Here is a 19796-nt window from a genome sequence, read left to right as displayed (position 1 = left end):
CAAGGCGTGGCCCCTCCGTTCCTCCGCGCTGTCGAGCGTGCCGTCGACCCGCACGGTCGCACCGGGCCTCCCGGTGCCAGCGTCGCCCTCGCTATCGGCGACGACGAGCGGGCGACCGTGCACAGTCGGGGCAGCCGTCAGGTCTTCACCGACGCCGGCGAGCTCGCGACGCCGCTCCCGATGACCGCGCGCACCGTGCACGACATGGGCTCGGTCACGAAGGTCGTCGTGACCACAGCGGCACTCATGACGTACGTGGATGCCGGCGAGCTCGGCCTCGACGATCCGGTGCGGCGGTTCCTCGACCCCTGGCCGGGTGCGGGGCACCTGCCGGACGTCACCGTCGCCGATCTGCTCCACCACCGTGCGGGGCTGTGGGAGTGGTGGCCGACCTACGTCACCGCGAGCGATCCGGATGCTGCCATGGGTGTCGTCACCGGACTGCCGCTGCGCTATCCGCCGCACTCCGGCCGGCACTACTCCGACCTCGGCTTCATGGCCCTGGGCCGGATCGCCGAGAAGGTCGGCGGGATGTCGCTGCTCTACGCGGGCTCGATGCTCGTGCTCGGCCCGTTCGAGATGACCTCGGCACGTCTCGGCGGGGCGCCGAGGGGAGCCGAGGTCGCCGCCGGAGCGCCCGGCGACGTGGTCGAGCGGCACATGATCGAGACCGGGGAACCGTACCCCGTCACGGTCTCGGCGGACGCGTTCGACGGCTGGCGGGACCGCGTACGGCGGGGCGAGGTCGACGACGGCAACGCCTACCATGCGTTCGGCGGCGTGGCCGGGCACGCGGGGCTGTTCGCGTCGGCGACGGACCTGCTGCAGTTCGGTCGGGCCCTGCTCGGTTCGCTCACCGAGGACGTCGCGTGGCGAGGCGAGATCGTGCGGACGTTCTTCGCCGAGGGCCCGGATCCGGGGCAAGCGCTCGGGTTCCGCGTCTGGACGTCCACCGTCGATGGGCGTACGACGACGGCGGTGGGCCACACCGGCTTCCCCGGCATCGGGTTCGCGGTGTTCCCCGAGTTCGACGCGACGCTGGTGCTGCTCACCAACCGGCTGCATCGCCAGGCACCGCCGCCGCCCCCGCCGTTCGAACCGCTGTGGCGCGAGACCCTGACCGGTGCGCACGCGCATCTCCTGGAGCGTGACTCATGAGCCTGCGGGTGGTCGGGATGATCAGCGGCACGTCGTACGACGCCGTCGAGGTGGCGGTGGCGGACCTCGCGTTCGACGGTGACACGGTCGTCGCGACGACGAGGGGCACGCTGAGCGTCGAGTTCCCTGCCGACCTGCGGGCCCGGGTCGCCGCCGCGCTGCCGCCCGCCGCCACGACGCTCGAGGAGGTGTGCCGGCTCGACACCGACCTCGGCCGGCTGTTCGGCGCGGCCGCGGCGCGCGGTGTGCGCGAGCTCGCCGGCGGTACGGCGGACCTCGTCGTCTCGCACGGTCAGACCGTCTACCACTGGGTGGAGGGACGGCAGGCGCTCGGCACGTTGCAGCTCGGAGCCGCGGCCTGGATCGCCGAGGCGTGCGGCTGCCCCGTCGTCTCCGACCTGCGCACCCGCGACATCACCCGCGGCGGCCACGGCGCGCCACTGGTCTCGCTGCTCGACGCCCTGCTGATCCTCGCCGGCGACGAGCCGCGCGGCTCGCTCAACCTGGGCGGCATCGCGAACATCACCCTGCGCAGGGACGGCGAGGTGCTCGCCTGGGATCTCGGGCCTGCCAACGCGCTCATCGACGCCGCTGTCGCCGGGCTCACGGACGGCGCGGAGGCGATGGACCTCGACGGCGCCCGGGCGGCACGCGGCCGGGTGCGCGACGACCTGCTTGCCCGGCTGCTCGACGAGCCGTACTACGCCTTGCCCGCGCCGAAGTCGACGGGCAAGGAGCTGTTCCACGCGGCGTACGTCAGCGACCTGGTCGCCCTGGTGGAACGCGACTCGGGCGTACCCGTGGAGCCGGACGACCTCGTCGCGACCCTGACCGAGCTGACCGCCGAGCTCGTCGGACGCGCCTGCCGCGCCGACGCGCTGCGCGAGCTCGTCGTCGCCGGCGGCGGCGTGCGCAACCCGGTGCTCATGGCACGGATACGGGAGCGATGCGCGCCCACGGAGCTGACGACGGTCGAGGAGTACGGCCTGCCGTCGGCGGCGAAGGAGGCGTACGCCTTCGCCCTGCTCGGCTTCCTGACCTGGCACGGCCTCCCCGCGACGATCCCCACGGCCACGGGCGCGTCCGCCCCCTCCGTTCTCGGCTCGATCACCGCGGGCCGCGCGCCGCTACGGCTACCCGCCCCGGCGCCGGCGATGCCACGTCGCCTCGTCGTCCTCGGTCCGTGACCAAGCCCTGCTGGGGTCCCCGGTCGTGGTGCTGGCCCTCGTTGGGGTCCCCGGTTGCGGTGCTGGCCCCTGCTGGGGTCCCCGGTTGTGGTGCTGGCCCCTGCTGGGGTCCCCGGTCGTGGTGTCCACCCCTGGTGGGGACCCCAGCGGGGGTGGGACTGCGGTGACCCGGCCGGGTCAGGGCTTCGCGGCTCGCTTGCGGGTGCTGCGCTTGGCCGCGGTGGGTTCGACGACGGCGCCGTGGGCGAATACCTCGAAGTAGAGGCGTGCGATCTCGGCGAGGTTCATCCGCTGCCGGGGGGCGTACCACCGGAGGACGCCGTTGAGCATCGCGATGATGCCGAGGGCGAGGACGTGCGGGTCGTCGCCGCGGAGCGCGCCGGGAGGGAACTCCTTCAGCAGCTCGGTCAACGTCCTGACGTACCGGCGTTCGTCGGCGACCAGGTCGTCGCGGCCGTACTCGGGCAGGCGGGACCGCTGGAGGATCAGCACCTCGAAGATCGGCTTGTCGGTGATGATCATCTCGAGGTGCCGATGGAACGCGAGCTGCAGCTTCTCGGCGGGCGGGACGTCGAGCTTCATGACCTCGTCGAGCGCGTCCTGTAGCCGCGCGCCGGCACGTTTCCAGATGTTGTAGAGCAGCTCGTCCTTGCTCTTGACGTAGTAGTAGACGGCGGCGCCGGTCATCTCCATCTCCGCCGCGATCTGGTGGATCGTGGCCTCCGCGTAGCCGTTGGCGGCGAAGACCTTGGCGGCCGTGTCGAGCAGCTGCTCGTAACGATCCTGCTTGGTTCGCCCTCGGCGCCCCGTCACCTCGCCCCCCACCACGTCTGCGTCCGGTCAGCGGTCAAGCGCGACCACGACGGTCTTGGTCTGAGTGTAGAGATCGACTCCCTCGCCTCCCTTCTCCCGGCCCCAGCCGCTCTGCTTGAAGCCGCCGAACGGCAGGGCGATGTCCATCGAACGTCCATTGACCCACACCGTGCCCGCCCTGATCTCGGCGGCGAGCCGGTGGGCCAGCGACACGTCACGGGTCCACACCTCCGCGGCGAGCCCGTAGACGGTGTCGTTGGCCGCGGCGACCAGGTCGTCGAGGTCGTCGAAGCGCGTGACCGTCGCCACCGGCCCGAAGATCTCCTCGCGGACCACGGACATGTCCGGCGTCACGTCGGTGAGGAGCGTCGGCTCGATGAAGTAGCCGGCGCCGTCGAGCCGGCGTCCACCGGTCGCCGCCGTCGCGCCGGCCGCGATCCCCTCGTCCAGATAGCCGACGACGCGGTCCTGTTGCTCCCGCGACACGAGCGGACCCATCTCGGAGTCCGGCGACAGGCCGGGGCCGACCCTCATGGTGCCGGCGCGGCCGGACAGCTCGGCGACGACGTCGTCGAAGACGGCGGCGTGGACGTACACGCGTGAGCCCGCGGTGCAGACCTGCCCGGCGTTGGAGAACGCCCCGCGGTGGACGCCGGCGACGGCGCGTTCGAGATCGGCGTCCGGCAGCACGATGCTCGGGGACTTGCCGCCGAGCTCGAGCGAGACGCGTTTCAGGTTGCCCACCGACGCCTCGACGATCCGCTTGCCGACGTCCGTGCTGCCGGTGAACGCGACCTTGTCGACGTCGGGGTGCGAGGCGATCGCCGCGCCCGCCGTCTCCCCGTAGCCCGTCACGATGTTGACGACACCGTCGGGGAAGCCCGCCTCGCCGATCAGCTCGCCGAGGCGCAGCGTCGACAGCGGCGTCTGCTCGGCCGGCTTGAGTACCACCGTGCAGCCGGTCGCGAGCGCGGGCGCGAGCTTCCACGCGGCCATCGCGAGAGGGAAGTTCCACGGCACGATCTGCCCGACGACCCCGACCGGCTCGCGCCTGGTGTACGCGTGGAACGCGCCGGCGGGACCGATCGGGATCGTCGCGCCCTCGATCTTGGTGGCCCAGCCCGCCATGTAGCGGAACGTCTCGGCGCTGCCGGGGACGTCGGCGGCGCGGGTGACGCTCAGCGGCTTGCCTTGGTCGAGCGTCTCGAGCTGCGCGAGCTCCTCGATGTGGCTGTCGACGAGCTCGGCGAGGCGCCACAGCAGCTTGCCGCGGTCCGTCGGCGACGTCCGCCGCCACGGTCCCTGCTCGAACGCCCGCCTCGCGGCGACGACGGCGCGGTCGACGTCCGCCGCGCTGCCCGAAGGGACGCGGGCGAGCTCGGTACCGTCGGCCGGGTCGACCGAGGCGAGGGTGGCGCCGTCGAGTGCGGGAGCCCAGGCGCCGTCGATCAGCATGCCGTGCGTACGGGACAGGAAGTCCCTGACACTCGGCAGCAGTGGTGCGCGTTCGGTGTCGACGAACGTCATGAGCCGGCCTCCAGCGGGCTGTAGAAGACGACGAGCTGTCCTGCGGGGTCGCGAACCGCGGCCCTGCGCTCGTGGCCGCCGTCCGCGGCGGGCACGGCGACGGTCGCGCCCGCCTCGACCGCTCGGTCGACCGCGGCGTCGACGTCGACGGTCTTGACGCTCAGCGCGGCGCGGTCGGGAAGCCGTTCCTCGGCGCCGGCGAGCCCGAACGAGATGCCGTCGGTGTCGAACGCGGCCCACCGGTCGCCGTCGCGGAAGCGGACGGTGAGCCCGAGCACCTTCTCGTAGAACGCGCACTCGGCGTCCATGTCCTCGACCGACAGCACGATCCCCCGCAGCCGCCCGGAAGCGTCAGGCGTCATGACATCACTCCACTCACCTCGACTCGGCGGGACGCGAGGTCCGGCCACGCGTCACGCCATGGATGCTGCTGCTCGAGTGTCGCCGCGACGCTCAGCGTGCCCGCGTCGTCGCCGGGACGACCGATCACCTGCACCGCGACGGGCAGCCCGTCGTCGCCGAACCCGAACGGCACCGAGATCGCCGGGTTGCCCGCGAAGTTCCACATGCTCAGCAGGGGGTACCGCGGTCCCAGACCGCCGTCCGCCGCGGACGTCGGCTGCGGAGGCGCAACGGCACAGGCGGGCGTGATGACGTAGTCGTACGCACCGAACCAGTCGCGCAGCGCGGCGGCGTAGCGGTGAACGTGGTCCAGCATCATCCGGTACTGCCACGCCAGCGCGCGCCGGCCCGCTTCGTAGATCGGGTAGGCGTACTCGGTCAGGTCCCCGGCGTGCTTGTCCCAGAAGCCCGGCGTGAGGCCCTCGGCGGCCTGGTAGTGGTCACCCGCGAACGCCCAGGTGCCGGCCGTCAGTTCACTCGGTGGCGTATCCGTCGGGGGTGGTGACGCCAGCACCGTGTCGGCGCCCGCGTCGGCCAACAGTCGCGCGGCCCTGCCCGACGGGTCGGGGTCGACCGACGGATCGCCGATGACGCCGATCCGCTTGCGGGCCACGAACGCCGTCCGCAGATGCGCGCCGGGCAGGTCGGAGCGCACGGGCGACGTCAATGCGCGCATCGCGAGGACGGCGTCCTCGACGGTGCGGGTGAGCACGCCGTTGTGCGACCGGGTCGGCGACGCGCGCCACTGCTGCATCGCGGGGATGACGTCGGCGGTGGGCTTCACCCCGAGGACACCCGTGTACGCGGCAGGCAGCCGGATCGAGCCGGCGGAGTCGGTGCCGAGCGCGATCGGGCCGAGTCCTGCGGCGACGGCCGCGCTCGCGCCGCCACTCGAACCGCCGGCCGTCCTGTCGAGATCCCACGGGTTCGCCGCGGGACCGGTCAGCCGGTTCATCGTGTAGGTCGACAGTGCGAACTCCGACACGTTCGTCTTGCCGACGATCACGGCGCCCGCGGCGCGCAACCGCCGGGCGATCTCGGAGTCGGGCGCCTGCCGGCCCGCGAACGCGAGCGAGCCGTACGTCGTGGGCATGCCCTCGACCTCGATCGTGTCCTTCACCGTCACGGGCACGCCGCAGAGCAGCGGCGGCCTGCGGCCCGCGTCGCGCCACGCGCGCTCGGCCGTACGCGCCGCCGACAGGGCGCCGTCGGGGTCGACGGCGAGGAAGGCGTGCAGGTGGCTGTCGAGCACGTCGAGCCTGGCGAGCAGCTCCTTCACCACGTCCACCGGGGAGAGCCGGTGGCGTGCATACGCCAGGGTCAGCTCGGCCGCGCTCAGCCGCCACATGTCCGTGGGGGTGTCGGTCACTGCAGGCTCCCGCTCGCCGCGAGCTCGGGACGGTAGAGCTCCTGCACCTGCTTGCGGACGATCTTGCCGCTCGGGTTGCGCGGGATCCTGTCGAGGAAGACCACCCTGCGGGGGCGTTTGAAGTCGGCGAGAGCGCTGCCGAGGCAGTGTGCGTCGATCGCCTCCGCGCTCAGCGCGGGGTCGGCGCGGACGACGAACGCGGTGACGACCTGCCCCCAGCGTGGCTCGGGGGTGCCGACGACGGCGACGTCGTTGATGCCCGCGTGAGCGAGCAGCGTCGCCTCCACCTCCGCCGGCTGGATGTTCTCGCCACCACTGATGAACATGTCGTCGAGGCGTCCGGTCATGAAGTGGTTGCCGTCCTCGTCGCGGTGGAACGCGTCACCGGTGCGGAACCAGCCGCCGTCCAGGCGCGCGGCGGTCTTCTCCGGCGCGTTCCAGTAGCCCGCGAAGCACGACTCGTTGTCCATGTCGACCAGGAGCTCGCCGACCTGCCCGAAGGGGACGACGTCGTCGGGGCCGCCGGCCGGATCGACGATCCTGATCCTGTGGTCGGTGGTGGGCCGTAGCGCTCCCGGCTTCGCGCCGAGCGCGTCCCTGGTGACGAACGGGATGGAGAGCTCGGTGGTGCCGTACACCTCGTTGATCATCGCCCGCGGGAAGTAGCGGGTCATCTTCTCCAGCAGGCCCGCGTCCATCGGCGCGCTGCCGAACGAGATGTCCGTGACCGATTCGCAGGCGGCCGCGGGGGTCGGGGGAGCCTTGAGCAGTATGTGGAAGAGCGTCGGCGAGCCGAAGAGGAAGGTCAGCCGCTCGCGCCTGATCAGGTCGAGCACGGCCTCGCCGGCGAGCTCGGTGACCGGGTAGTACGTGCCGTTGAGGTAGAGCGTGAGGCAGAAGACCCAGTGCAGCCCGACCGTGTGGTACAGGGGAGCGGCGCCCATCGTACGCATCCCGCTGTCGAACGCCGGGCCGGCGCTCGCGACGTACGAGACGAGTCGCGCGTACGCGTTGCGGTGGGTGAGTGGCACGCCCTTGGGGTTCCCCGTGGTGCCCGACGTGTAGAGGATCGTGCTGAGGTCGTCCGGCCCCACGTCGCCGTGCACGACGGGTGAGCCGGCGCGGACCAGGTCGTCGAGCCGCACCGCGACGTCCTGATCGTTGCCCGCACCGATCCACAGGGAGACGTCGCGACCCGCAATCGTCCGCACCTGGTCGACGTGCACGCTGTCGTCGACGACGACGGCGCGGGCGGAGCAGTCGGCGAGCATCCTGGCGATGCCCTCCGGCTTGTTCCTGAAGTTGAACGGGACCGCGACCGCGCCCATCACCTGTGTGGCGAGGAACACCGTCGCATGGTCGATCGAGTTGCGCATGCCGATGCCGACCCGGTCGCCGTGTTGTACGCCCTGCGCTCGCAGGCTGTCGGCGAGCGCGGTGGCGCGGTCGGCCAGCTCGCGGTAGGTCAGCCGCTCCGTGCCGCTCGCCAAGGCCGTGCTCGCCGGGTTGCGCTCGGCGGCGAACAGCAGGATGGTCCGCAGGTCCATGGCAGTCTCCCGGATCACTCGGCGTCAGTAGCGCTGGTGTCACCCGAGCCGACGAGCATGGTCAGGCTCGACCGTGACTCCTCGGCCCCGAAGTACGTGAGCAGGTCCTGCTCCGTCATGCGTTCCAGTGCCTCGTCGTCGAGGAGGGCGCTCCGCACGATCGTCCGCTTGAGCGCCCGGAAGAGCTCGGGTGGCTTGGCCGCCATCTGCGTGACCCATTCGTCGGCGCGCTCCCACAGGACGCCGCCGTCGACGATCTCGTGCACCAGGCCGTACGCGGCCGCGCGTTCCGCGCCGAAGATCTCGCCGGAGAACAGCACCGTCTTGGCATGCTGCTGGCCCATCACCCGGACGAGTTGCTGGATGCCCTTGGCCATCGGGAGCAGGCCGTGGTTGATCTCCGGCATGCCGAACCTCGCGGTGGTCGACGCGACGCAGAAGTCGGCGAACGCGGCCATCTCCATGCCCGATCCGATCGCCGCGCCGTTGACGGCGCACACCAGCGGACACTCGACGGCGTCGAGTGCCGCCTTCAGTCGCGAGCCGAGACGGACCCGCTCGCGCCCCGCGTCCTCGTCGATCGCACTGAACTCCTTGACGTCGCCACCGGCGCAGAAGAACCGGTCACCCGCACCGGTGAGGACGACGCCTCTGACCGACCGGTCGGTCCGCAGCTCGTCGAGGGTGCCGACCAGGTCGCGCAGGATCGCGTTGTCGAGCGCGTTCGCCGGCGCTCGGTCGAGCACGAGCCAGGTGATCTCCTTGCGGCGTTCGACCCTCAGCATCGGTCGCTCCCTCCCACGGTCGTCCGCGTTCCGGCGTCGTCCCGCCCATACAGCCACACGTCGCCGCGCAGCTCGAAGACCTCGAGCAGCACGCCGCCGAAGCTGCGTGGCGTCACCCAGTTCACCGTGACCCTGTCGGCCGCGTAGCGCGCCGCGCGACCTTCCGGGACGTCGGCGGGTTCGTCGAGTACCCAGTCGAGGCCGTGCTCCCGCCATTCCCGCATGGCCTCCTCCAGGTCGTCCACCCGTACCGCGATCGAGTAGACGCCGGGACCACGCCGAGCGATGAACCTCCCGACGGGCCCGCCGCCCTCCCACGGCTCGATGAGCGACAGAGCGGACGACGGCGGGACCTCGAACGTCACGTCGGTCATCTGGATCGGCGGTTCTGGCCATGCCGCCGCGGGCAGCGACGTGAGGCCGATCGCCTCGTACTTCGGCGCCGTCGAGGCGAGCGAGTCGACCGCGATGTTGACCGTCAGGAACTCTGTGATGACCGCCATTCGTCAGGCCGGCTGTCCCGCGAGCCTGGACTCGAGCTCCTTGAGTCGCTCCTCGTGCACCGGCCGGAGGGCCCGGATCTCGTCGAGGACGTCGTCGGTCGGCTTGACGACGTTCTGCGGCGCCTGGAAGTGCGGGATCACGTGCTTGCCGAACAGCTCGATGGTCCGCATGATCACGTCGTGCGGGATCGAGTCGATGCGCATGAGGAGCGTGTCGATGCCGAGATCGGCGTAACGCTGGACCTGTCTGATGCACTCGGCCGGGTCGCCCACGATGAATCCCGCGGACTCGTTGAGCATGAAGTCCTGATCGTGGAAGTCGACGTCCTTGACCGCGCCCATGTAGGCGTAGTCGGCCGACAGTTTCGAGAGCCGTTCGTACGCGCCCAGCGCGTTCTTGGCGTACGTCAGTGCGGGCGGTACCGCGGCGACGGCCTCCTCCAAGCTGTCGAGGCAGATGAGCGACCCGAAGATCATCACCGACTTGCTGTAGTTCGTCGGGTGGTCGTGAGTCGTCGACTCAAACGTCTCGTCGTACAGGCCGAGAGCGTTCTTGAGGTAGTCGAAGCCCATGAAGCTCGACGAGCTGATCGCGCCGATGCCCTTCTGCGCGGCCTGGCGGTGGGTCTCCGGGCTCGTTGCGGCAACCGAGATCGGCGGGTGCGGGATCTGCACCGGCTTCGGCGTCAGGCTCCGCGGCGGCACCTTGTAGTACTCGCCCTCGAAGTGGAACGGGTCGTGCAGGAACGCGGCGCGGAGCAGGTCGAGTCCCTCCGACCACTGCGCCTTGTTCTCCTCCGCGCCGACCTCGAACGCGCGCAGCGCGAGTGTCGTGTTGCCGCGTCCGGTGCCGAGCTCGACGCGACCGTTGGACAGGATGTCTTCGGTGGCAAGACGTTCGGCGACGCGCAGCGGGTGGTTGAAGCGCATCGGCATGAGGGTGATCGCGTGGATGAACCTGACGCGGCTCGTCAGGGCCATGACGTACGGGTACAACGTCTCCGGTGCCGACACCGAGACCCCGCCGATGGCGAAGTGCTGCTCCGACGTGCCGACGAGGTCGAAACCGACCTTCTCTGCGAGGAGCATCTCGTCGACGACTTCCATGTACCGCTGACGGTGGGTGAATCCTGGCGGGGTCTCCGCCTCGCTGATGAATCCGAAACGCATGTGTGTCCTCCTGTGTAGGGCTCGCGGGTCACGAACTCGTGCGGTCGTCGGCGGTGCGGTGCGTGCCGAAACCGTCGATCATCAGTCGCGCGTACTGGTCGGCCAGCTCGGCGGACGTGAGGCGTCCCTCGGGCCGGTACCAGCGGACTGCCATGAACGTCGCGTCACGGATGAAGCGGTAGACCATCCGCGGCTCGACGTCGCCGCGGAAGTCGCCTGTCTCGATCCCGTGACTGATGACGTCGGTCCAGAGGTCCTGCATCTGCCGTTCGATGGCCGCGATGTGCGCGAACCTCGCCTCGGTGAGGTGTGTGCGCTCGTTCTGGAACACGATGACCGCGCCGCGGTGGTTGTCGATCGACGCGAACGACGCGCGGATGAGCGAGGCCATGACGGCGCGAGGGGTTCCGGACTCCCGCACGACGTCGCGGTACGTCTCCATGAGGTCCTGCAGGTAGTCGGTCAGGAGCTCGTCGACGATGCGTTCCTTCGACGTGAACCACCGGCGGATGTCGTCCTCCGGCGCCCCGAGAAGCTCGGCGGTACGCCGCGCCGGACCTTGCGAGAGCTCGGCGCGCAGCGCCACCTCCCCGTACGAGCCGCGCACGAACGCCAGCGGCGTGCCGGGCCGTGACACGTCGAGGTCGCGGACCCGTCCGATGACGATGTAGTGGTCACCGGACTCGAAGACCTGCTCGATGTCGCAGTCGACCCACGCGACGACGCCGTCGATGACGGGGGAGCCGGACGCGGCCGGCTGCCAGCTCACGTTCGCGAACTTGTCGCCGCCCTTGTACGCGAACTGCTGGCAGAGTGCCTCCTGCTCCGAGCCGAGGATGTTGGCGCAGAAGGATCCGGCCGCCCGGATCAGCGGCCAGCTCGTCGATGCCTTGTCCGGCAGGAACGCGACCAGAGGCGGGTCGAGCGACACCGACGTGAACGTGCCCACCAACATCCCTGCCGGCGTCCCGTTGGGTTGCACGGCGGTGATCACGGACACGCCGGTCGGGTAGTGGCTGAGGACGCTGCGGTAGCGGTTGGCATCGACGCCTGCCGTGGTGTTCACGGGTATCTCCTCTCGATGCGAGTGGACGGGGCGACCGGTCACGGGGAGTCGGCGACGAGCTTGGTGCCGCCGGCGTACTGCTCGACGCTGCTCCTGTCGACGACGAGGAACAGGGCGGCGACGAACGAGATCAGGCCGGCCACGACCATGTACGCCGCGATGGAGAGCCACGTGCCGGTGACGCCGAGCAGGTACGTCGCGATGAGCGGCGCGGTCGCACTGCCCAGGACCGTGCCGAGGGTGTAGCCGATGGCCATTCCGCTGTATCTGATGGACGCCGGGAAGACCTGGGCGAAGAACGTCGGCATCGTGCCGTAGTTCGCGCAGAACGGGAGGAAGAACACGATGAAGCCGCCGAGCATGATCAACGGGACACGGGTGTTCAGCATCAGGAACCAGGCGAACGGCGAGATCATCATGACCGCCGTGCCGATGAGGAAGATCCTCTTGCGGTCGTGACGATCGGACAGCCAGCCGAAGAAGGGCATGCCGGCGACGGTCAGCAGCGTCCCGAGCAGGACGAGGGTGAGCATCGTGTTCCTGCTCACGCCGAGCTGTTCGCCGTAGCCCAGTGAGAAGACCGCCGCCAGGTAGAACGTGGCACCTGCGGACACGTACGACAGCGCCATCAGCAGTACCGGTCGTAGGTGACCTCGCAGCACTTCGGACAGCGGTGTGCGGCGCACCTCGCCGGCGGTCCGCAGCGCGTCGAACTCCGGGCTCTCCTGCACCTTGAGCCGGATGAACAGGCCGAGGGCGACGAGGATGGCACTGAGCAGGAAGGGGATGCGCCAGCCCCACGCGGCGAACGCCGCGTCCGGCATCAGTCCCGATGTCACGAGGAAGACGACGTTCGCGACGAGCAGTCCCCACGACGAGCCGGTGTTGACGATCGCGCCGAACAGGCCGCGCCGACCACGCCCCGCGTGCTCGACGCTCATCAGCACGGCGCCGCTGTACTCGCCGCCGAGGGACAGCCCTTGGATCAACCGCAGCACCACGAGTGCGATCGGTGCCCAGACCCCGATCTGGTCGTACGTGGGCAGCACACCGATCAGGAACGTGCCGCCGCCCATCATCGTGAGCGTGATGACCAGCGTGGACTTGCGGCCGATGCGGTCGCCGAAGTGGCCGAAGATCGCACCGCCGATGGGCCGTGCGACGAAGGCGACGGCGAACGTCGACAGCGAGAGCAGCGTGCTCACCAGCGGATCGAACTCGGGGAAGAAGAGGTTGCCGAAGACGAGGGCCGCGGCTGTCCCGTAGATGAAGAACTCGTACCACTCGACCGTGGTGCCGGCCAGGCTCGAGAGGAGCGCCCGGCGTGCGGTTCCGGGCGCGGGGACGGGTGTCGAAGCGGGGTGGGCCATGGTCGGGCCTCCTGAACGTGGACGGGCACGGGTGCGCTGCATCCGTTGCCGCGCAACGGATGCAGTCGGGGAGCGCGACACGTGCGGTCTCCGTACTTATTAAACGCTCATTAGAATTCAGTCCGAGAGAGGTGTCAAGGGGGTCGACGCGCAGTGGCTCAGGAGTCGGTGGCGGTGCGCTTGCGGTGGGTGGCGACTCGCACGCGGGTGGCGCAGCGGGTGGAGCAGTACTGACGGCCGGTGCCGTGACCCACGTCGACGTACGGCGTCGAGCAGGTGGGTGCCGCGCAGATGCCGACCGGGAGGCGCTGCTGATCGGCGAGCAGGACGGAGAGCGCCCAGGCCGACGACGTGATCAGCCAGGTGCCCCACGGTCCGTCGTCGTCGGCGTCGATGTGCAGGTGCCAACCCGTGTCGCCGTGCCTGGTGAGGCGGGGCGGTCCCGCATGCCGTCGCAGCAGCACGTTGAGGGTCTCGGCGGCCTCGTCGACGGCCGCGGCCTCGAACACCCGCCGCAGCTCGGCGGCGGCCGCGCGGAGGTCGTCGACGTCCGCCGAGGTGAGCTCGCCGATGTCGGGCTCGCCATGCTCGGCGAGGACGGCGGACACCAGGTCGGCGAGCGTACGGGAGTCCGTCGCGGCGTCGGGTCCGGTGAGGACGCCGACCAGTTCCGCGGCGCGCCTCGCGGCCGCGGCCGGTGACGAGCCCGAGGTCAGCATTCCGGAAGAGTAGGGCACCCTTCGATGGTAACGTCTTTACGGTGCAATACCGTTACGGTGGTCTCGTGCGGTACCTCTCCGGTGCGACGACCGCACGCCTCGGCGACGACATGTCGGCGCCCGCCGTGCTGCTGTTCGGTCTGGCCGTCACCGGGTCTCCGGCGGACGCCGCGCTGGTGCTGACCGGCCTGACCGTGTCGACGGCCGTCGGCGGACCGGTGCTCGGCGCGATGCTCGACCGGTCACCGATCGCCGGGCGCCTCCTTGCCGTGATGCTCGGCTTGTACGGGCTCGGCGTCGCCGCGCTCCTCGCGGTGCTGCCGACCCTGCCGCTCACCGTCGTGGTGTCCGTCGGCGTGGCCGCGGGACTGTTCGCACCGGCGTTGACCGGGGCGTGGACGGCGCAGTTGGAGCGGGTGGCGTCGCCAGACCTGATGTTGCGTGGGTACGCGCTCGACACCGGGACGTACAACGCCGCCGGCCTCGTCGGCCCCGGGCTCGCGGCCGTCCTGGCGACCGTCTTCGACGCCGCGGCCGCCGTCGCCGTGTCGGCCGTGCTGGTACTGGCGGCGATCCCCTTCGCCCTCACGCTTCCCGCGCGGCCACCGGCGCCGGGTCCGCCGCGCACGCGCACGTCGCTCGTCGCCGACGTGCACGCGGGTTTCGCCGCAATCGTGCGCAGCGCCGACCTCGCGGCGGCGACCGCGCTGTCGCTGGTCTCGTACGCCGGGTACGCGGCCTTCGTCGTCTCCGTGCCCGGTCTCGGGGAGCGGATCAGCGGCCGCGCGACGCTCGGCCCGCTGCTGCTGTCGGTCAGCGCGGTCGCGGCGCTCGTCGCGGTCGCCGCCGTCGCGCGCTGGCTGCCCCGCGCCCGTCCGTACCCGTTGCTGCTCGCCGCGACGGCTCTCGTCGGAGTGGGGCTCGCGGTGGCAGCGTCGGCGCACCACGCGTGGTGGGGCGTGGTCGCGGCGGTCCTGGTAGGACTCGGTGCGGGCCCGCAGCTCGCGGCGCTGTTCGGTGTACGGCACGCGGAGGCGCCGGCGCGGCTGCGTACCCAGGTGTTCACGACGGCCGCGAGCCTCAAGACCGGGGCGTTCGCGATCGGTGCCGCGGTGGGCGGCCGGCTCGCCGAGTACTCGGTGACGTGGTCCCTGCTGGCCGCGGCGGCCGCGCAGCCGGTGGCCCTGACGCTGGCGTCCGCGGTGCGGTACGTGCCCGGCCGTGGACGACGTCGCCCCCGCGTACCCGCAGGTGAGCGTGCGTTGTGCGAGCATGAAGGCGATGCTGCCTCCCGATGACCACGTGCACTCCGAATGGTCGTACGACGCGGTGTACTCCGGTTCGATGGAGCGCACCTGTGAACGCGCCGTGGCGGTCGGGCTGCCGGCCGTCGCGTTCACCGAGCACGTCGACTTCACCGACTGGGGTGAGGGCGACGCCGTGCCCGACGGCGACCCGGCGATCAGTCGCAGGTGGGTGCAGCCGCTCGACGTCGAGGGCTACCAGGCGAGCGTGCAACGGTGTCGCGAGATGTTCCCCGACCTGAGGATCCTCACCGGCATCGAGACGGGCGAGCCGCACCTGTTCGCGGGGAGCGTCAGCCGGGTGCTCAAGGCGGGCACGTTCGATCGCGTGCTCGGCTCACTGCATTCGATCAGGTACGGCGACCAGCTCACCGACCCGGCCGAGCTGCTCGGCGTGCTCCCGCCGGGTGAGGTGATGCGCGCGTACCTCGCCGAGGTGGTCAGGCTCGTCGAGAACAGCGACGTGTTCCAGGTGTTGGCCCACGTCGACTTCCCGCGCCGGTACTGGCGTCGTTCCGCGGGTCCGTACGACGAGCGGGTGTTCCGCGACGAGTACCAGGCCGTCTTCCGTGCCCTCGCGTCGACCGACCGCGTGCTCGAGATCAACACCAAGAGCCCGCTGGCGTCGGCCGAGCTGATCCGGTGGTGGTACGACGCGGGCGGCCCGGCGGTGTCGTTCGGCAGCGACACGCATGCGCCGGGGCGGGTGGGCGACCAGTTCCCGTTGGCGGTCGACGTGGCGGAGGCCGCGGGATTCCGGCCCGGGCGGGACCGGTTCGACTTCTGGCGCCGGTGAGGGTGTGACGGCTCCGCGCCCGCTGTCCTGCGCACGCCGTGAGGGGCACCCCCACCGCGTCATGGCACGGTGAGGGTGCCCCTCACGGGGGTTGGGCCGGTGCGGGATCAGCTCTCCCAGAGGGTGCTGCTCCGGGCGTCGACGACCGCGGCGATGCGGGTGAGGACGTCTTCGGCGGGCTGCGGGTCGAGGCGGCGTCCGTCGCGCAGGCGCAGCGCGACGTGGTCGTCGGTCGCCTCCTTGGCGCCGATCACTGCCTGGTAGGGCGCGTGGCGGGCGTCGCGGATGCGGGCGCCGAGGCTGCCGTGTTCCGGGCCAGCGATCTCGGCTCGCAGCCCGAGGTCGGTGCATCGACGGGCGAGTGCTTCGGCGTTCGGCAGCTCGGTGTCGGAGATCGGCAGGATCGCCAGCTGGGTGGGTGCGAGCCAGGCGGGGAGGGCGCCGCCGTGCTGCTCGACGAGGAAGGCGACGGCTCGCTCCATGCTGCCGATGATGCTGTGGTGCAGCATGACCGGCCGGTGCTTCGCGCCGTCCGCGCCGACGTACTGCAAGTCGAACCTCTCAGGCTGGTGGAAGTCGATCTGGATGGTGGACAGCGCGATCTCCCGGCCCGCACTGTCGGTGAACTGGACGTCGATCTTGGGGCCGTAGAACGCGGCCTCTCCTTCGGCGGCCTCGTAGGGCAGGCCGGCGAGGTCGAGGACGTCGGTCAGCATCGCGGTGGACCGTCGCCACAGCTCGGGGGCGGCGACGTACTTCCCGCCGGGGCCCGGGAGCGAGAGCCGGTAGCAGCTGGGGCTGATGTCGAGCGCGTCGTACGCCCGGCGGATCATCGCCAGGGCGGCCAGGGCCTCGTCGGCGATCCCGTCCGGGGTGCAGAAGACGTGCGCGTCGTCCAGCTGCATGCCACGGACGCGGACGAGCCCGCCGAGCACGCCGGAGAGCTCGGAGCGGTACTGCCCGCCCAGCTCGGCCATGCGCAGGGGCAGCTCACGGTAGCTGTGGGAGCGGGAGCGGTAGATCACCGCGTGGTGCGGGCACAGGCTCGGGCGCAGGACGAACTGCTCACCGCCTACGTCCATGGCGGGGAACATGTCGTCGGAGTAGTGCGACCAGTGTCCCGAGATCTCGTACAGCTCACGCTTGCCGACCACCGGCGAGTACACGTGCCGGTAGCCCGCTCGACGTTCCTCGTCGCGGATGTACTCCTCCAGGGCGTGCCGTACGACCGCGCCGTCGGGCAGCCAGTACGGCAGTCCCGCGCCGATCATCGGGTCGGTGTCGAACAGGCCCAGCTCGCGGCCGAGGCTGCGGTGGTCGTGCATGGTGGTCTCCTTGCGGTCGTCGGACGAGTGAACCGCAAGCCGAAGCCCCGGGGCACTCGCCCCGGGGCTTCGGATCAAGACAGCTGTCAGCGCGCCGGGACACTCTCCGGCGTCGTCGTCACATCAGCGCGCTTCATGCCGGTCACGGTAGCAGAGGACCCACGGTGACCTCGCGGTCATTTCCCCGGCGTTCGTCAGCGCTGGTCGGCCGACGCGAGGCCGGGCGGCGCGGTGGCGACCGCGGTCCTGATGGCGTCGGCGAGCGCCAGCGCGGCCTCCTCGGTGAGCTCCACGGCCACCCGCGCGGACGGTCCGCGACCGGGGGCGGTGAAGTCGATGTTCACCGTGTGGCCGTACTGCGCGTGGACGGGGTGGTCGACGTAGACCATCGCCTCGGTGAGGCCGAACCACCCGGTCGCGCCCTTGCCGCTGCCGTCGACCTGGAACTTCTCGGTGAGGTACGTGCACATGTCGGGACTCCCCTCAGGCGGACAGGTAGCGGTCGAACCAGGTGAAGACGCGCTCCCAGCCGTCGTTCGCCGCGTGCGGTCGGTAGCTCGGCCGGTCGACGGCGAAGAACGCGTGACCCGCGTCGTCGTAGGAGTGGAACTCGAACGTCTTGCCGAGCCTGGTCAGCTCCCGCTCGATCTCCGCGACGTCGTCGGGGGAGGGGAACTTGTCGTCGGCGCCGAAGAGCCCGAGCAGCGGGCAGGACAGGTCGGGGGCCTTGTCGATGACGGGCACGACCTGGAGCGGGTGGCCCTCGGGAGGCGAGCCGACGACGAAGGCGCCGTAGCAGTCGACGGCCGCGTCGAGGTCGAGCGAGCACGCGGCGAGGAACGACTGCCGGCCGCCGGAGCAGTAGCCGATGACGCCGGCCCTGCCGTTCGACGACTCGAGCGAACGCAGGTACGTGGCAGCGCCGCCGACGTCGCCGACCAACCGGTCGTCGGGCACGCCACCGGCAGCGCGTGCCGTGGCGGCGGCGTCGTCGGGGTCGGCGCCGGGCGCCTCGCGGGTGTAGAGGTTGGGGCAGATCGCGAGGTAGCCGTTCACGGCGAACCTCCTGACGATCTCCTTGGCCGCGGCGTCGTAGCCAGGCAGGTGATGGATGACCACGACACCGCCGTACGAGCCAGGTGTCAGCGGTCTCGCGAGATACGCCTCGATCTCGTCGCCGCCGTGTCCCTCGATCCGTACGGTTCCCGCCTGCATCGCATCGTCCATGCCCACGAACCTATCGTGGGTATCATGACCGCCGAATCGACCAGACGCCTCGTCGTCTTCCGGCACGCCAAGTCCGCACGTCCCACCGACATCGACGACCACGACCGTCCGCTGGCGCCGCGTGGCGAGCGCGACGCCTCCGCCGCCGGCCGGTGGCTGGACGCCGCGGGCTGGACCCCCGACACCGTCCTGTGCTCGACGGCGGTGCGGGCCAGGCACACCTGGCGGGGTGCGGCGGACGTGCTGTCGGCGACGCCGCCGGTCACGTACGAGCGGCGCCTGTACCTCGCGGACGTGCCCACCCTCGTCGACCTGGTCCGGGCGACACCGGACGACGTCGGCACGTTGGTGCTGGTGGGGCACAACCCCGGACTCGAGGACCTGGTCGTGACGCTGGCCGGCGGCGCGGTCGGCGACGCCGGAGAACGCGTCGAGGCGAAGTTCCCCACGTCCGCGATCGCGGTGCTGACCGTGCCGGGCGCGTGGTCGGCGCTCGGCCCGCGCGTCGCCACCCTCGTCGAGGTCGCCGTTCCTCGCGGCTAGGACACTAGCTGCACCTCGCCGACGTGGACTTCACCTCGTCCCGGCACGAGGTGAAGTCACCGTTGATCACGTCAACGTGATCAACGGGAACCCACCCGCGTGCGCCGGTCAGGCGAACAGCGGGAGGCCGGGCGTCGGGGCGTCCAGGGCCCAGAGCACGCCGCCGTGGCCGGCGTCGGCGGTCTCGCCCGGGCGGCCGCCGTCGGTGACGTACAGGGTGGTGCCGTCGAAGCAGCAGTTGGTGGGCACGGCGCCGGTCGGGACGAACGCGCGAGCCGTCCCGTCCGACCCCAGCACGTCGATTCCGCCCGACGTCACGGTGGTGACGTACAGGTCACCGTTGCCCGCGACGGCCAGCCCGTCGGGCACGTGGCCCTCGGCGAGCACGGCGACCTCGGTGACCGTCCCGTCGAGCGCACGACGGCGCACGGCGCGGGTGTACGACTCCACCCAGACGACCGCGCCGTCGGCCTCGACGACGATGCCGTTCGGATAGACGTGCGGCAGCTCGGCGACCAGCTCGCCCGTGCCGTCCTTGGCGAGCGCGAAGATCCGGCCGGGGTCGGGCCGGTTCTCCGGGTCGTACGAACCGCCGGGGTCGGTGAAGTACAGCCTGCCGTCGGCGCCGAACGCGAGGTCGTTCGGCGCGCGCAGGGCGAGCCCGTCGATCTCGGTGGCCACGATCTCGACGTCGCCGTCGAGCGACACGCGCTGGATCGACGGTGGCCGCATCTCCTCGGCGCGCCACGGCCCCACGACGCCGCCGTTCTGGCAGCAGTACAGGTACCCGTCGGAGCCCAGCTGGACGGCGTTCGGTCCGCCGCCGGTGTCGGCGAGCACCCGGTAGCCGTCGGTCGGCGACCAGCAGCCGAGGTGGCTCGCGTACGTCTCGACGAACGCGACCGAGCCGTCCGGCAGGACGGCAGGCCCTTCAGGCCAGGCGAGACCCTTGGCGAGCTGTCGTGCGGTCATGGTGCTCCCTTCG

The 19796-nt window shown here is 71.1% G+C and carries 20 protein-coding genes; 5 read left to right on the top strand and 15 right to left on the bottom strand.

Annotated elements, in window-relative coordinates:
• Positions 1-6: 6 nt before the first annotated feature.
• Positions 7-1158 carry a serine hydrolase gene (locus tag GEV10_01755; GenBank protein MQA77204.1) on the top strand — a complete coding sequence of 384 codons (1152 nt, stop codon included), beginning with the start codon at positions 7-9 and terminating at the stop codon, positions 1156-1158.
• Complete coding sequence (locus GEV10_01750) at positions 1155-2345, top strand: anhydro-N-acetylmuramic acid kinase (protein MQA77203.1); 1191 nt, start codon at positions 1155-1157, stop codon at positions 2343-2345. The genes GEV10_01755 and GEV10_01750 overlap by 4 nt, the downstream gene beginning before the upstream one ends.
• Before the next feature lie 177 nt (positions 2346-2522).
• Here GEV10_01750 and GEV10_01745 read toward each other — a convergent pair whose 3' ends face one another.
• From GEV10_01745 to GEV10_01695, 11 genes are all read right to left on the bottom strand, one after another.
• Entirely contained in the window at positions 2523-3173 is a 651-nt protein-coding gene (locus GEV10_01745) for a TetR family transcriptional regulator (GenBank protein MQA77202.1), read from the bottom strand.
• A 12-nt stretch (positions 3174-3185) separates the two neighbouring features.
• Positions 3186-4685: an aldehyde dehydrogenase family protein gene (locus tag GEV10_01740; protein MQA77201.1), complete on the bottom strand. Its 1500-nt coding sequence runs from the start codon at positions 4683-4685 to the stop codon at positions 3186-3188.
• The gene (locus GEV10_01735) at positions 4682-5047 is read right to left on the bottom strand and encodes a VOC family protein (GenBank protein MQA77200.1); all 366 of its coding nucleotides are present in this window, start codon (positions 5045-5047) and stop codon (positions 4682-4684) included. The genes GEV10_01740 and GEV10_01735 overlap by 4 nt, the downstream gene beginning before the upstream one ends.
• Positions 5044-6456 carry a hypothetical protein gene (locus tag GEV10_01730; GenBank protein MQA77199.1) on the bottom strand — a complete coding sequence of 471 codons (1413 nt, stop codon included), beginning with the start codon at positions 6454-6456 and terminating at the stop codon, positions 5044-5046. The genes GEV10_01735 and GEV10_01730 overlap by 4 nt, the downstream gene beginning before the upstream one ends.
• The gene (locus tag GEV10_01725; protein MQA77198.1) at positions 6453-8003 is read right to left on the bottom strand and encodes an AMP-binding protein; all 1551 of its coding nucleotides are present in this window, start codon (positions 8001-8003) and stop codon (positions 6453-6455) included. The genes GEV10_01730 and GEV10_01725 overlap by 4 nt, the downstream gene beginning before the upstream one ends.
• A gap of 14 nt (positions 8004-8017) precedes the next feature.
• Entirely contained in the window at positions 8018-9004 is a 987-nt protein-coding gene (locus GEV10_01720) for an enoyl-CoA hydratase/isomerase family protein (GenBank protein MQA77197.1), read from the bottom strand.
• Entirely contained in the window at positions 8782-9291 is a 510-nt protein-coding gene (locus GEV10_01715; GenBank protein ID MQA77196.1) for a hypothetical protein, read from the bottom strand. Before GEV10_01715 ends, GEV10_01720 begins: the two co-directional genes overlap by 223 nt.
• 3 nt (positions 9292-9294) lie before the next feature.
• Entirely contained in the window at positions 9295-10461 is a 1167-nt protein-coding gene (locus tag GEV10_01710; protein MQA77195.1) for an LLM class flavin-dependent oxidoreductase, read from the bottom strand.
• 28 nt (positions 10462-10489) lie between these two features.
• A complete protein-coding gene (locus tag GEV10_01705) occupies positions 10490-11527 on the bottom strand; it encodes a hypothetical protein (GenBank protein MQA77194.1) in 1038 nt (345 codons plus the stop codon).
• A gap of 38 nt (positions 11528-11565) precedes the next feature.
• On the bottom strand, positions 11566-12897 hold the full coding sequence (locus GEV10_01700; protein MQA77193.1) for an MFS transporter: 1332 nt from the start codon (positions 12895-12897) through the stop codon (positions 11566-11568).
• 158 nt (positions 12898-13055) lie between these two features.
• Positions 13056-13616 carry a CGNR zinc finger domain-containing protein gene (locus GEV10_01695; GenBank protein ID MQA77192.1) on the bottom strand — a complete coding sequence of 187 codons (561 nt, stop codon included), beginning with the start codon at positions 13614-13616 and terminating at the stop codon, positions 13056-13058.
• Between the two features lie 65 nt (positions 13617-13681).
• Here GEV10_01695 and GEV10_01690 point away from each other — a divergent pair, with 65 nt between their 5' ends.
• Both GEV10_01690 and GEV10_01685 read left to right on the top strand, forming a co-directional pair.
• Positions 13682-14914 carry an MFS transporter gene (locus tag GEV10_01690; protein ID MQA77191.1) on the top strand — a complete coding sequence of 411 codons (1233 nt, stop codon included), beginning with the start codon at positions 13682-13684 and terminating at the stop codon, positions 14912-14914.
• Positions 14898-15716: a PHP domain-containing protein gene (locus GEV10_01685; protein MQA77190.1), complete on the top strand. Its 819-nt coding sequence runs from the start codon at positions 14898-14900 to the stop codon at positions 15714-15716. The genes GEV10_01690 and GEV10_01685 overlap by 17 nt, the downstream gene beginning before the upstream one ends.
• 107 nt (positions 15717-15823) lie before the next feature.
• Here GEV10_01685 and thrS read toward each other — a convergent pair whose 3' ends face one another.
• From thrS to GEV10_01670, 3 genes are all read right to left on the bottom strand, one after another.
• Positions 15824-17041: a threonine--tRNA ligase gene (gene thrS, locus GEV10_01680; protein ID MQA77189.1), complete on the bottom strand. Its 1218-nt coding sequence runs from the start codon at positions 17039-17041 to the stop codon at positions 15824-15826.
• Positions 17042-17235: 194 nt separating this feature from the next.
• Positions 17236-17511: a hypothetical protein gene (locus GEV10_01675; GenBank protein MQA77188.1), complete on the bottom strand. Its 276-nt coding sequence runs from the start codon at positions 17509-17511 to the stop codon at positions 17236-17238.
• Positions 17512-17524: 13 nt separating this feature from the next.
• Entirely contained in the window at positions 17525-18268 is a 744-nt protein-coding gene (locus tag GEV10_01670) for a dienelactone hydrolase family protein (protein MQA77187.1), read from the bottom strand.
• 24 nt (positions 18269-18292) lie between these two features.
• Here GEV10_01670 and GEV10_01665 point away from each other — a divergent pair, with 24 nt between their 5' ends.
• Positions 18293-18811: a histidine phosphatase family protein gene (locus GEV10_01665; GenBank protein MQA77186.1), complete on the top strand. Its 519-nt coding sequence runs from the start codon at positions 18293-18295 to the stop codon at positions 18809-18811.
• Between the two features lie 108 nt (positions 18812-18919).
• On the opposite strand, the gene GEV10_01660 is transcribed toward GEV10_01665, so the two are convergent.
• On the bottom strand, positions 18920-19783 hold the full coding sequence (locus GEV10_01660; GenBank protein MQA77185.1) for a hypothetical protein: 864 nt from the start codon (positions 19781-19783) through the stop codon (positions 18920-18922).
• Positions 19784-19796: the final 13 nt, after the last annotated feature.

It is taken from the genome of Streptosporangiales bacterium (assembly GCA_009379955.1).
In the GTDB taxonomy this organism is placed as follows: domain Bacteria; phylum Actinomycetota; class Actinomycetes; order Streptosporangiales; family WHST01; genus WHST01.
The sequence above is the reverse complement of the archived record's forward strand: the minus strand, read 5'-3'. Positions and strand labels throughout refer to the sequence as shown.